The sequence below is a fragment of the Paenibacillus agricola genome (assembly GCF_011440305.1).
GTDB classification, from domain to species: domain Bacteria; phylum Bacillota; class Bacilli; order Paenibacillales; family NBRC-103111; genus Paenibacillus_S; species Paenibacillus_S agricola.
The window spans coordinates 563,915-577,247 of sequence record NZ_JAAOIW010000003.1; the positions used below are offsets into that span (position 1 = coordinate 563,915).

At 49.9% G+C, this 13,333-nt stretch carries 13 protein-coding genes; 5 read left to right on the forward strand and 8 right to left on the reverse strand.

All coding sequences use genetic code 11. From position 1 onward, the window contains the following. Positions 1–8 precede the first annotated feature (8 nt). The 4 genes from G9U52_RS10505 to G9U52_RS10520 are packed head-to-tail and all read left to right on the forward strand — an operon-like array spanning position 9 to position 3,411. Complete coding sequence (locus G9U52_RS10505) at positions 9–998, forward strand: ABC transporter permease (RefSeq protein WP_166149087.1); 990 nt, start codon at positions 9–11, stop codon at positions 996–998. Beyond that, positions 995–1,879: an ABC transporter permease gene (locus G9U52_RS10510; protein ID WP_166149089.1), complete on the forward strand. Its 885-nt coding sequence runs from the start codon at positions 995–997 to the stop codon at positions 1,877–1,879. The genes G9U52_RS10505 and G9U52_RS10510 overlap by 4 nt, the downstream gene beginning before the upstream one ends. 19 nt (positions 1,880–1,898) lie before the next feature. Next, positions 1,899–2,822, forward strand: coding sequence for an ABC transporter ATP-binding protein (locus tag G9U52_RS10515; RefSeq protein ID WP_166149091.1), 924 nt, complete (start codon positions 1,899–1,901; stop codon positions 2,820–2,822). Beyond that, complete coding sequence (locus G9U52_RS10520; RefSeq protein WP_166149093.1) at positions 2,812–3,411, forward strand: ABC transporter ATP-binding protein; 600 nt, start codon at positions 2,812–2,814, stop codon at positions 3,409–3,411. The genes G9U52_RS10515 and G9U52_RS10520 overlap by 11 nt, the downstream gene beginning before the upstream one ends. Before the next feature lie 104 nt (positions 3,412–3,515). Here G9U52_RS10520 and G9U52_RS10525 read toward each other — a convergent pair whose 3' ends face one another. The 8 genes from G9U52_RS10525 to G9U52_RS10560 all read right to left on the reverse strand — a co-directional run bounded on the left by G9U52_RS10525 (position 3,516) and on the right by G9U52_RS10560 (position 11,852). Then, positions 3,516–4,469: a macrolide 2'-phosphotransferase gene (locus tag G9U52_RS10525; protein WP_166149096.1), complete on the reverse strand. Its 954-nt coding sequence runs from the start codon at positions 4,467–4,469 to the stop codon at positions 3,516–3,518. Positions 4,470–4,786: 317 nt separating this feature from the next. Next, complete coding sequence (gene murQ / locus G9U52_RS10530; protein ID WP_166149098.1) at positions 4,787–5,698, reverse strand: N-acetylmuramic acid 6-phosphate etherase; 912 nt, start codon at positions 5,696–5,698, stop codon at positions 4,787–4,789. A 1-nt stretch (position 5,699) separates the two neighbouring features. Then, positions 5,700–6,731, reverse strand: coding sequence for an N-acetylglucosamine kinase (locus tag G9U52_RS10535; RefSeq protein ID WP_166149100.1), 1,032 nt, complete (start codon positions 6,729–6,731; stop codon positions 5,700–5,702). Next, complete coding sequence (locus tag G9U52_RS10540) at positions 6,718–7,542, reverse strand: carbohydrate ABC transporter permease (protein ID WP_166149102.1); 825 nt, start codon at positions 7,540–7,542, stop codon at positions 6,718–6,720. Before G9U52_RS10540 ends, G9U52_RS10535 begins: the two co-directional genes overlap by 14 nt. A gap of 55 nt (positions 7,543–7,597) precedes the next feature. Further along, positions 7,598–8,551, reverse strand: a complete 954-nt coding sequence (locus G9U52_RS10545) for a carbohydrate ABC transporter permease (RefSeq protein ID WP_166149104.1) — start codon at positions 8,549–8,551, stop codon at positions 7,598–7,600. Positions 8,552–8,587: 36 nt separating this feature from the next. Then, positions 8,588–9,889 (reverse strand): ABC transporter substrate-binding protein, encoded by a 1,302-nt coding sequence (locus G9U52_RS10550; protein ID WP_243767252.1) that lies wholly within the window; start codon positions 9,887–9,889, stop codon positions 8,588–8,590. 69 nt (positions 9,890–9,958) lie between these two features. After that, positions 9,959–10,978, reverse strand: a complete 1,020-nt coding sequence (locus tag G9U52_RS10555; protein ID WP_207952886.1) for a serine hydrolase domain-containing protein — start codon at positions 10,976–10,978, stop codon at positions 9,959–9,961. Positions 10,979–10,985: 7 nt separating this feature from the next. After that, positions 10,986–11,852 carry a MurR/RpiR family transcriptional regulator gene (locus G9U52_RS10560; RefSeq protein WP_166149108.1) on the reverse strand — a complete coding sequence of 289 codons (867 nt, stop codon included), beginning with the start codon at positions 11,850–11,852 and terminating at the stop codon, positions 10,986–10,988. 384 nt (positions 11,853–12,236) lie between these two features. On the opposite strand from G9U52_RS10560, the gene rsgA reads away from it, so the two are divergent. Beyond that, the gene (gene rsgA, locus G9U52_RS10565; RefSeq protein WP_166149522.1) at positions 12,237–13,325 is read left to right on the forward strand and encodes a ribosome small subunit-dependent GTPase A; all 1,089 of its coding nucleotides are present in this window, start codon (positions 12,237–12,239) and stop codon (positions 13,323–13,325) included. The last annotated feature ends 8 nt before the right edge of the window (positions 13,326–13,333 follow it).

A 13,333-nucleotide genomic window follows, 5' to 3' on the forward strand; every position in this document is an offset into this window, starting at 1 on the left:
CTAAGGGTATGCAAAGCAGTACGTTAACCTATTGGGGATTAAAGGCAATTCGGTTACTCTCCCTTCTATTTGCAGTCAGTATCATCTCATTCTGGCTTGTCGAGCAATCCCCGATTGACCCCATTCAGGCGTATGTGGGGGCAGATATGATGAAGGTCAGCGCGGAGCAGCGTCTGCTTATTGCTGAATATTGGGGGTTGGACAAGCCGCCTGTAGAACGGTTCCTGCGCTGGGGCTCCGCCCTGCTGCACGGTGACCTGGGTACATCCATGATTTATCGGCTGCCCGTTACGGAAGTAATTCAAGAGCGCTTTCTGAGCTCTGCCGCACTTATGGGCGTTTCATGGCTATTATCCGGTATTATTGGCTTCGTCGCTGGCGTGGTTGCCGCAATGAATAAGGACAGGTGGCCGGACCGCTTAATTAAATGGTACTGCTACACATTGGCATCAACTCCCACCTTTTGGCTGGGATTGCTTCTGTTGATTGTTTTTGCAGTATGGCTGGGCTGGTTCCCGGTTGGACTTGGCGTGCCCGCAGGCGTGTTATCAGGTGACGTTACGTTCGGAGACAGGGTTCAGCATATGATTCTGCCTGCCTTAACCTTAAGTGTAATCGGAATTTCCAGTATCGCTTTACATACACGGCAAAAGCTGGTTGAAGTGCTGAGCAGTGACTATGTGCTTTTTGCCAGAGCAAGGGGGGAATCGGGCTTTCGCTTATTCTGGAGGCATGGGCTCCGCAATGTTGCGCTGCCTGCGATTTCGTTGCAATTCACCTCCTTTAGCGAGCTATTCGGGGGTGCCGTGCTGGCTGAGCAGGTATTCTCTTACCCAGGACTGGGACAAGCGACGGTTGAAGCCGGCTTGCGAGGGGATGTCCCCTTGCTGCTGGGCATTGTTCTGTGCAGCTCCCTGTTCGTGTTCTCCGGCAACCTACTGGCAGATCTGTTCTACCGACTTGTTGACCCACGGCTCGGGAAGGGAGTGAGACAATGAGCGGATTAAGGGATTTGACTAAAACAAAAGGTGACAGACTAGCCTATACCGCCACCTCCTCCTCCACCGTTAACCGACGCAAGCGCTCCTTCATCTTGAGCGGATTGGTCGCGCTATTCATTCTGGTCGCCTGGTTAAGCGGATATATGATAGACCCCAGTCATTTATCCACCCATTTGGAGCTGCGCAACCTCCCCCCTTCGCTTGTCCATCCTTTCGGAACCGATTGGCTGGGGCGGGACATGTTCTCACGCACGTCCAAGGGACTGGGACTAAGCATTCAGGTCGGCCTCCTTGCTTCGGCTTGCAGTTGCTTCATTGCGGCTGCGCTGGGGCTTGCCGCTGCGCTAGGGAGAACGGCCGATGCCGTCGTGTCTTGGTTGATTGACCTTTTTCTAAGCGTCCCGCATCTGGTATCCCTTATCCTTATCTCCTTCGTGTTCGGTGGTGGCATGAAGGGCATTATTATCGGGATTGCCTTTACGCATTGGCCAAGTCTGGCACGCATTATCCGGGCAGAGGTGATGCAGCTTCGGTCAGCCGAATATGTGCTGATTTCCCGCAAGCTTGGCAAATCGCGCTGGTGGGTGGCATCGCGGCATATTTTTCCGCATTTGCTGCCCCAGCTGCTGGTCGGGCTGCTTCTCTTGTTTCCGCATGCGATTTTGCATGAGGCTGCCGTCACTTTTATCGGGTTAGGCTTATCGCCGCATCAGCCAGCTATCGGGATTATTTTATCGGAATCGATGCGATATTTATCGACAGGCATGTGGTGGCTGGCGTTTTTCCCAGGGATCTGTCTGCTCCTTGTCGTTCGTTCCTTTGATACGGTTGGCGAGCATTTGCGAATTCTACTGGATCCGCGCCGATCTCAGGAGTAAGGAAAAGGAGGTTTTACCTATGGCTTTACTAGAGGTTATGGACTTATCTATTTCATTTACGCGTTATAGAGGCTTATTTCGGCAGCAAACGCTTGAGGTTATTAATGGGCTTCAGCTTTCCATCAATCCCGGCGAGGTTGTTGCCGTTGTAGGCTCCAGTGGCTCGGGAAAAAGCTTGCTGGCTCACGCGATCATGGGCATTCTTCCGGGAAATGCCCGGATGACAGGAAGCTTACGTTATAACGGTGAGCCGTTGGATGCCAAGAAGCTGGCGGCACTGCGGGGAAAAGAGCTGGCGCTTGTCCCGCAATCGGTCAATTACTTGGACCCACTCATGAAGGTTGGCGCTCAGGTTCGCTCATCATCCACGGATAAGGCAGAGCTTGATGCACAAAGAAAAGCATTTGCCCGTTACCAGCTGGACCAGAAGGTTGAGCAGTTGTATCCGTTTCAGCTTTCTGGCGGCATGGCGCGCAGGGTGCTGCTCTCAACGGCTACGATAAGTGGTGCCAAGCTTATCGTGGCCGACGAGCCAACCCCTGGTCTCCATCAGGAGGTCGCCCAGGAAACCTTGCGCCGATTCCGCGAGCTAGCCGATGAGGGCTGTGCCATCCTGCTCATTACGCACGATATCGAATCCGCCTTGCAGATTGCTGATAAAGTCGCTGTCTTTTATGCCGGTACGACAGTTGAAGTCGCTTCGGCAGCGGATTTCTCCGGTAGCGGACAGCAGCTAAGGCATCCCTATAGCCAAGCACTCTGGCAATCGCTGCCGCAAAATGAATTCAAGCTCATCCCCGGCTCCCAGCCGCTTCCTGGCTCGTTGCCGGAAGGCTGCCTGTTTGCGCCGCGCTGCCAGCAAGCGTCAGCCGAGTGTAGCAGCTTACGGCCTGCGATGCGGGATTTGCGAGCCGGGCTAGTGAGGTGCATCCATGCATCTTGAAGGTAGTAATCTCGGGTTTCGATATGGTCGTGGAGCACCTTGGATCGTTCAAGGAGCACACATCAGCATCGCGCAGGGCGAAGTTGTGGGGCTGGTAGGGCCAAGCGGAAGCGGAAAAACAACGCTGGCCCGCCTGCTGGCTGGCTACGATCTTCCGCAGGCAGGCCGTATCACCTGCGATGGACGCCCGCTGCTGCCAGGCGGCATCCAGCCGGTCCAGCTCGTATTCCAGCATCCGGAGAAAGCGGTCAATCCCCGCTGGCGGATGCGCCGGACGATTACCGAGGGCTGGGAGCCAGACGCAGGCTTTCTGCAAACGCTTGGCATTGAGCGGGAATGGCTGGATCGCTATCCTAACGAGCTGTCCGGCGGGGAGCTACAACGCTTTTGTGTAGCCAGAGCATTAGGTCCACAGACCCGTTATTTAATAGCGGATGAAATGACGACCATGCTCGATGCGATCACCCAAGCGCAAATATGGCATACCGTCATGGATATCGCCCGACAGCGAAATCTCGGCATCCTTGTCATCAGCCATGAGTCGAGCTTAATCCAGCGGCTATGCAGCCGGGTTATTGAATGGCCTTAAGTGGCCAGGAAGAATATGACAAACAGGGGTTTCGGGAATAATTCCGAAACCCCTGTTTCTTTTATAAGGTGCCTAACTGTTCAGACGCTCCTGTACAGACTCTCCTATTCAGCCGGAAGCTCCTCCCCGTATTCGTTAACACCAAGGGCGGCTCTCGCCATGACCCTATATTCCTCCAGCCCCGACTTCTGAGCAAACATCGCAATAAGCATAGGGTAAGCGGCCATCATTTCAATGATATGCTCGTGCATTCGCGGCCATACAAGACCGCCTGCCTGCTCATACCTCTCTATTAGGCTGGATAAGCCCGACGCTCCGAACAAAGCATAATACATTGTAAAATCAATAGCCGGATCAGCCACCTCCGCCTCTGTCCAATCCAGCAATCCCGTTACCTTTCCTACGGGATCCACCACAATATGACCGGGATGAAGGTCACCATGCACGAGCGACGAATGGTTTGGCCAGAATGTATCATCAGCAAGCCATCTTTGCCACCGTTCCCACAGCGCTTGGGAAACCCCAAAATTCCGCTGGACGGTCTCCATCTTCTCTGCAAGCGCTTGTCGCACCTCATTCGGTTGCAGGACTCGAACGCCAGCAGCAATTGCTGCTCCATGATCCATGCTGTGCAAGGCGACCATCGCCTCAGCCAGGGATTGCTCGAAGAGCTCGGGAAGCGATTCGGGATTTAAATACCATTCATAGTTTTTCGCTTCGGGATTAATGGTCGCCGCTGGATTCCCCTCCAGTATCTTATATGCAATCAGCTCAGGCGTATGCACCTGCCAATTCGGCACCGAAACAGGCAAGTGGCCCGCTAGCAGATCCAATACTTTTTTCTCATAGGCTGCTGATTCCACAACATCGGCTCTCCGGGGTGTGCGCAATACCCAAGTCAGGCCATCCTTAGTACTCGCAAACACCGCCAAAAAGTCCAAGCCCGATTCATTGACCTTTACACTGGTTGTATCGATATCAAATCCATGGACATGTGCTATAGAAAGGATATGCTTAACTGTAGTTTTATAATCTGTAGTTTCATTATTAGAAGACATCAAAAATACACCTCAATCATTCGTATTGGTTAATAAAAACAAAACTCAAATAAACCCACACCATTCAAAAAATGGCCGAGCTTGTTCGGAATATGCTTATTTTAACGAATCCGTATGAATTGGATGCCCATGACGGTAACCCTCCATTTGAATCATATTATATATAAATCCAATTTATGGATCTATATATCTGATAGCAGTATACCATTTCGAGCTGAAATTCTGCAATTCTTATGGATGCTCCACCCTAGGGTTAAACTAGACAAGAAAACCGTCAAGGATCCAATCTTCCCTGACGGTTTTCAGAAGTCACCTTATTACCTTTCCTTCTCCAGCATTCGCACTGCATCGCCAAAATGGCCATTGCACAGCTCCAATACCGCCAACGCCTTCACAGAGTCTACCGCAAACTTGAGCATCAAAATCGCCACTCGTGCATCACCATCTGCCTGCTCAGTATAGGCAGCAGCCTTCGAGGGCTCAGCTCCAGTCGCATCGCTAACGATGCGGACCACACGGTCGCGCAGCTTTTCATTCGTAGCCTGCATGTTGACCATCAGGTTGCCATACACCTTGCCCAGCTTGATCATCGCTGTAGTCGTAATCATATTAAGCACCAATTTCGTAGCGGTTCCGGCCTTTAGCCGGGTTGATCCGGTTACGACTTCAGGCCCAACCGGCACTTCAATCGCGTATTGCGCAGCTTCGCTAAGCCGTGTTGCTGCGTTGCATGAAACACTTGCCGTCAAGGCGCCCATTTCACGCGCCCGGCGGATCGCGCCAATCACGTAAGGCGTGTTGCCGCTGGCGGCGATACCTACGATGGCATCGTCGGCTGTCAGGCAGGCTTCAATATCCTGCGCGCCTGCCTCGGCGTCATCCTCCGCATTTTCGATGGCGGTCATAATCGCCGCTTCCCCACCTGCGATAATACCCGTGACCAGATGCCGGCTGACGCCGAAGGTCGGTGGACACTCGGAAGCATCGAGGATGCCCAGTCGCCCGCTCGTTCCGGCTCCAATATAAAACAGCCTGCCACCCTTGCTCATCACCTCGACAATAGCTTCAACAGCCTTCTCAATTTGTGGCAACGCACGCTGCACCGATATGGCTACAGTCTGGTCCTCCGCATTCATAATCCGAATAATTTCTTGGACACTCATTTCATCCAAATTTGCGGTTTTGTCATTTCGTTGTTCCGTAATGGGTTGACTTCCGATGTATTTCAACTTATGATTCCCTCCTTGTCTCCCATGCACTAATATTTGCTTTTACAACAGCTGTAATGGCGATTCCCGCCTCCTTGAGCGCAAGTACATAACACCCAGCTACAGGCGGTGCATCCAGCTTGCTTACCTGAAGCCCGCTTGTTTGTATACATGCCTGCGCTTCAAAGCAAGCCTGAAACCATGTATCCGAGAACAGCCCTCCGCTCAACAGCAGCGGTAGGTCTGGCATAGGTTCGTGGTTGTGCAATCCATCATGGTTATGTGATTCCATTAATCGGGTTTGTACGGTTAAAGCCAATTGTGCCAATTCTTGAACAGCCATCTCGATGATCGCAAGTGCTACTGAATCGCCTTCCTTGGCAGCCTGAACGACAATGCGGGATAGATCCGCTATCGCCATTCGCATATTGGTTTGCCCATATACGTAAGTGATCAGCTGGTTAGGGTTTTGGAGGGACAAGTTCTCCAAAATATATCCAGTAAGCGAAGTCTGAGCGCCTCGTCCATCATGCTGCTTCAGCACAGCCATCATTGCTTGCTGCCCGATAGCAAAGCCGCTACCCTCATCGCCCAATAAATATCCCCAGCCACCGACGCGAACACTTACCGAGGTTTCCGGTACAAAGCCATAAGCAATCGACCCGGTCCCCGAGATCACCACAATGCCAGCCTCGCCCCATGTTCTAGCCGAAAGCGCCGTTATGGCATCATTATGCACAATGACCTTCACTGTAGCCGGCAGCTTGCCTTCAAAAAAAGCAAGGATCTGCGCCTTATCCTCTGGACGGTCGGCTCCAGCCAATCCAAGAAAAACCACCTGCAGCTGCTTTTCGTTACTATTAGACAGATCCAATACCTGCTGAACCAGCATCCATAATACTTGCTGCACAATTTCCCATGAGCTCGATTTGATATTGCTGGAGGGTCCATAGCACTGACCCAGTACATTACCTTCCCCATCACCGATCATACAAGCGGTTTTCGTGCCACCGCCGTCAATCCCGATAAATCTAATTTCTTTACTTGACAGCACCGGCAGTCATCCCTTCCATGAACTGTTTGGAAGCTATTGCGAACAAGATAATCATGGGAAGCGAAGATAACGTCAGCCCGGCGAAAAGTACACTCCAGTCGGTCGAATACTCACTGAACAGGGTTAGCATGCCAACAGGTATCGTCTTTTTGACTTCATCCTGAATAAAGATCAGCGGGAAGAAAAAATCATTCCACACCGTAATAAAATTCATAATCATGACTGTACCCAGCGCAGGACGCATAAGGGGCGCAATGATTTTCACAAGAATACCCAAATCCGAGCAGCCATCTATTTTCGCCGATTCTTCCAGCTCCTTCGGCAAGGTTCGGAAGAAACCAACCAAAATCAGCACTGACATGGGAATGCCAATCGCCGTATAGACGAAGATCAGCGAGAAGCTCGTGTTCATCAAACCAAGATTTTTCATCAAAATAAACAAGGGCACAATCCCAAGCTTGACCGGAATCATCATTCCCAGCAGGATGTAGAAGAACAAGGCACCATTCCATTTGAAATTGAATCTCGCAATATAAAACGATACCAAGGCCCCTGAAATCAAGATCAGCGCTACAGAGGTAACACTGACGAACACACTGTTCCAAAAGTAATCGAAGTAAGGCAATTGGTCCAGCAATTTGCTATAAGCATTAACGGTCCATGACTTTGGAAAAGCCATCGGGTTTTTGAAAATTTCCACATTCGTCTTAAACGACGACAGCACCATCAGGAAAATCGGGTACAGACTGACAGCCGCGAATACAAGCGCGATCACATAATGTCCTATACGTAATCCCTTATGTTCTTTCATTGTGACTCCACACCTTTCATGTAATGATAAGAACCCAGCATAGACTGCATCCCGCTTAATCCATATCCCGTTTTCTCACATACGCCATGAAAAGGGCAGACAGCACCGCAATGATAAAAAACAAGGTAACCGCAAGAGCCGAGCCAAGTCCAATAGCTACTCCGTCACCGCTTGAGCCTCCAAAAGCAACCCGGTAAAAAAAGACTGCCAGCAAATCAGTGGAATGATACGGCTCCCCTTGAGAGCCTTGCATCGCGTAAACCAGCTCAAAGGCTTCAAAGGCTTGAACAAACGTAAAGAGGGTAACAATAATAACCGACTGGGACATCATGGGGAATATAATCGACTTTATTAGTTGGAAGCCTTTGGCTCCATCCAAACGCGCTGCTTCGATAGCTTCCTGGGAGATCGATTGCAGCCCTGCTAACAGGATCAAGATCGAGAAGCCGATGCCGAACCAGCTGTTAACCAATATAATCGAGGTTAAGGCGTAGGCCGGATCACCCAGCCATGGCTTTGCCCATTCCCCTAGTCCCACTTGCTTAAGCATCACATTGATAGCGCCGAAGTTCGGATTAAGCATTAGCTTCCACAGAAACCCGACAACGATCACGGAGAGCAGCCTAGGCAGAAAATACGCCATTTTAAAAAGCTCGGCTCCCTTGACCTTAGTGAAAATAATATAGGCCAGTATAAAAGCAATCCCATTCTGCACAACCATCTCTAGCAGGAAGTAATACCAGTTGTGGGCAAAAGCATTCCAGAACAGCCCCCTGAAGGGCTCTGTCGTAAATAGCTTCGTAAAATTCGCAATTCCTATAAATGCACCCTTTTTGAGTCCAACCCAGTCGAATAAGCTGTAGCTGAACGCCGCAAGAATCGGATATACAATAAATAACGTATATACGGCGAGGGCAGGAATCGGGAATAGATGAATGAACCCCTTGCTCCAGTTGAACTTCTTATGCTTGTTCTTTGGTTCATGGGCTTGTGCATGAATCCCATTCATTATGCCTCGCCGCCTTATCTACCATAGAATAGTTTATTATTTGGCTATCGGTTTAAACCAGGAATCCACACTCTTTTGCAATTCCTCGGTTACCTGTGCAGGAGTTTCCTTATTCAGGTACATTCCTTGTAAAAGCTGCTCAAAGACCGATTTGGAGGTAGGATTGCCCCCGTTAAAATGAATAACAAATAGATAAGGTGTTGAAATCGAATTCGCCATATTGGAAATTTTCGTTACGATAGGATCTGTGGAGATAACACCCGGAATGGTGCTTGGTTTTTTCAATTCATTAGCAACCAATGTTCCAAATTCCTTCGTTGTCATAAATTCAATGAACTTTAAGGCTTCTTTCTTGCCCTTGGATTCCTTGTTGACCCCAAATGATCCGTCTACCCAAGTCGTAACCGTTGCTTTGCCTGCTGCATTCGGAACAGGGAATAAATCCATATCCAAATCAGGATTCATTTTTTTCATGACCGCCACTTCCCAGTCACCCATTACCATCATTGCGGCTTGCTCGGTTACGAATAAATTCCTCATATCATCCATAGATAGCCCTATATAATTGTCAGGAAAATATTTGGATAAGTCCTGCATCATTTGTACCGAATCGCCGAACTCCTTGCTTTTCAAATTCGTTTGGCCTGTCGTTACTTTAGTAACGAAGTCGGTTCCGCCATAGATCGCAGGTGCAAGAGCGCCATGCGTCAATGAAATCAACCAGCCCTCCTTGGAGCCAAAGGCAAATGGGGTTATTTTATTTTGCTTCAGGGTATCTGCCGCTTTAATCAGGTCTGCCCAAGTTTTGGGCTCCTCGATACTAAATTGCTTGAAAAGCTTTTTATTATAAAATATTTGCGTGGAGCTGAACACTGTCGGCACACCATACACCTTGCCATCTTTTCCCGTCGCCGCTGTCAAAGCTTCTTTAGAGATGACATCAAGCCCTTTGACAGTATCAAGCGGCTCCAAGTATCCGCCATCCGCCAAAGCAATACCCGGGGCATACGGACGAAGATGAATAATATCCGGCGCACTTCCGGTTTGCAGTGAGGTGTTCAACAAGGTGTTGTACTCTGTATTTTTGGTTGGCTTGAATTCAATTTCGATATTCGGATTTTTGGACTGGAATTCTTTGATGATTTTCTCGTAAGCTTCCTTGTCTTCCGTCCTCCAGCTGCCCATGGTCAGCTTCACCTTGTCTACCTTAGTGTCTGTCTTCGCAGGTGCTGGTGCTGGTGTTGCTCCAGGCTCAGTGGTTGTGCTGCTACAGCCTGTAATTATCAAGGTTAAAGCGGCTGCCGTGATTAGAGAAAGCTTCATTGTACGTTTCATCATATTGACTCCTCCTAATTGTTTGCGAAGCAGCTTACTTTATAAGCATTCGCTTTGACGGTTGACCTATATTCAATCCCCTATGAGCGAGGAATAAATAGCTTCATGTAAAAGGGGGCGCAGCTGCCGAATCGGATTGCTTCTTCCGTAATGAATAGCATTGGTCATAAATACTACAATTAGCTCATTACGTGGTTCTATCCATATGCTCGTGCCTGTAAAGCCTGTATGCCCATAGCTGCCAATCGGCCATGCAGCGCTACAGCTGGGAACCACGCTTTGCCCCTGCCAGACCTCCCAGCCAAGCCCCCTGCCTTGAAAAGGGGCAGCCACACATTCTTGGCGCTGTCTTCGGGAGAGCAGGGTATCGTCAACTGTGAGCCAGCTCTTCGCGTATTGGACCAGGTCCGCGGCTGTCGTGAACAATCCGGCGCTTCCGGACGCACCACCAAGCTGAAAGCATTTTTCATCGTGTACCGCTCCAACTATAAAACCATCGCCATCTGCCTCCGTGGCAGCGATACGCTCTCTTAATGAGGCAACGGGTTGAAACCTCGAATCCCGCATACCGAGTGGAGTAAAAACCTCGTGCTCCACAAATGCGGATATCGTTTGCTGGGTTAGCTCTTCTATGATGGCTCCAAGCAATATAAAGCCCAGATCGCTGTATAAGACTTGCGTCCCTGCCGTGGAAACCAGCTCTTGCTGCAAAATATCCTGAATGACATCCCTCTGCTCGTATCTATCTATGCGTGGCAGATCTGCCGGAAGACCCGAGGTATGCTGAAGCAGTTGCCGCAGAGTTACTTGCTCATGTAAAAAGCCGGGGATATACCTCTGGACCTTATCGTCCAAGGAAAGCTGGCTGCACTTGGCAAGCAACAAGATGGCTGGCAGTGTCGCCGTTACCTTCGTTAAGGAAGCAGCATCGAATATCGTGGAGCGGGTGATGGGCCGTTGCATCCTTCCATCCGAGTAGGAGCCCCAAGACTTGTGCCAAGCAAATTGGCCGCCAAGGCTTACTTCCAGCACAGCCCCGGGTATGTTGCCAAGCTCCACCCAGGTCTGGACCTGCTTTTCGATAGGAAGCATCGCCTTACTAAACATTGCGCTTCGAGCTTCTTACCGCTTTTCTTGTGTTCTCTAAGGCTTGTATGCTCGCTTCATACGACCGGCTGGCAATCCCTACATACAAGATGTCGATAACGTTCAGCTGGACAATTCTTGAAGCCATAGCCCCACTGCGAATGCTTTGCTCCATCGAGCTTGTGAATAAGCAAATATCCGCTATTTCTGAAACAGGGTTATGCCCAAACTTCGTCATCGATACAATCGTAGCTCCACTTTCCTTGGCGATCTCCAGAGCTTGAATAATCGACTCTGTCTGGCCGGAATAGGAGATGCCGAAGGCAACATCTTTATCAGTCATATTAGCTGCCAACGTGACCTGGGAGTCAAAATCAGATGCTGCTTCACACCAGCGATTAATCCGTGAAAGCTTCTGCTTGAAATCCTGGGCAATAACCGCCGATGCACCCACTCCAAAAATATATACCCTATTCGCATTACCCAAGCATTCAATCGCTTTTTCCACATCCTCTGCCGATAACACGGCCAATGTGTCTTGAATAGATAAAATATTATTATGCGAAATGGACTGGATCAGGGAAGGTATCGAACCATCGATCTGGATTTCCTGGTACGAGGTTCCCATATTATTCGAGGATTTTCCCAAGTCGGCAGCAATTCTCAGCTTCAGCTCTTGAAACCCTTTCATATGAAGCGAACGTGCCAAACGGACAATAGTCGCTTCGCTGACCTCGGCAAGCTCTGCCAGCTTTTGAACCGACGCATTCATGACCATCTCTGGATGGTCCAAAATATACAGAGCAACCTTGCGTTCCGTAGGCTTTAGCGTCTCCAATGACTCTCGGATACTTATGAGGCCTTGACCCTGATTAACCATGCCCACCACTATCCTTTGCAACAAATTCGGTTATGAGTTAGTTTCATGTAAGTTTAGCTTACAACTCTATTATAAAACAATATTTCATATTGTAAATACTTTTCGTGAAATATTATTTCTTTATTTTCGTCAACGGGCGTGGACTGTTATATTTGTTCTCTCCCTGTTGTTTTGTATCCGATATGCGTATACTGGTTCTATACGGTGATGAAACGGAGTGAAGTATTATGGGCGTGATTGTAAATAGGAAGCATGGCGGAAGCTTGCAAGACTGGGTAAACGGGAAAAAAAGGCGAAACGGGTTGCACTGTAGGCACTAAAAACACTAACAGAGGCCTATAAAAAGACTTCTTGGCTTTACCGGATTTTCCCCAAACCCTTACCATGTATAACCAGGGAGGATCTATCCAATTGAAATCGAATCAACATTTATATAAGTATGGCTTCCAGCCATTTTTTGAGCTTCAGCATCGTGAAGGCTTTCAAGCAGGGCGTGTTGCTCTGGAGCATAAGCATATGTATAGAATTTATTGTGAGGATGGCGAATGGCTAGGTGAGCTTTCCGGCAAAAGCCGTTATGAGGCGCACCATCGAGAGGACTATCCAGCCGTAGGCGATTGGGTCTGGATCACGAAGCAGCCCGGCGAGCAGCGCGTGGTTATCCATGGCGTGATGATGCGCAAAAGTAAATTTTCGCGCAAAGCCGCTGGTTCGAGTATTGAGGAGCAAATTGTAGCAACGAATATTGACCGGGTTTTTCTAGTTATGGCTTTAAACCGCGATTTTAATATAAGGCGGCTGGAGCGTTATTTGCTATTGGCTTACGAAAGTGGTGCCTCACCAGAAATCGTGCTGACCAAGATGGATTTATGCGACGATGTGGCAGCCAGGCAAAGCGAGGTCGAGACCGTTGCTTTCGGTGTACCGGTTTATGTAGTTAACAGCTTGGCGGACGCTGGCGTCGCATCCATCCTGCAAACCTTGGTGCAGGGTGAAACCATCGCTCTGCTCGGCTCCTCCGGCGCTGGGAAATCCACGCTGCTCAATAGCCTTTATGGTGAGGAGCGGCAAAAAACCGGCGCTGCACGCGACGGCGATGACCGCGGCAAGCATACCACGACGCATCGCGAGTTGGTTGTGCTGCCGGGAGGTGCGCTCATTATAGACACGCCTGGCATGCGTGAGCTACAGCTCTGGGAAGGCAGCGAGTCGATGGGCGAAGCCTTCCAGGATATCGACTCGCTGGCTGCGAGCTGCAGGTTCGCCGATTGCGGGCACAACCAAGAGCCCGGCTGCGCCATTCAGCTGGCACTATCGGCGGGCGACTTGGACAGCGAGCGCTGGAGCAGCTTCCTGAAGCTGCAAAAGGAGCTCGCCTACATCGAGCGCAAAGCCGATGCTGGCGCCGCGCGAGCAGAGAAGGATCGCTGGAAAAAGATCCACAAGCAAATGCGTGAGGGCGGTAACCGTTAGACTAGTCT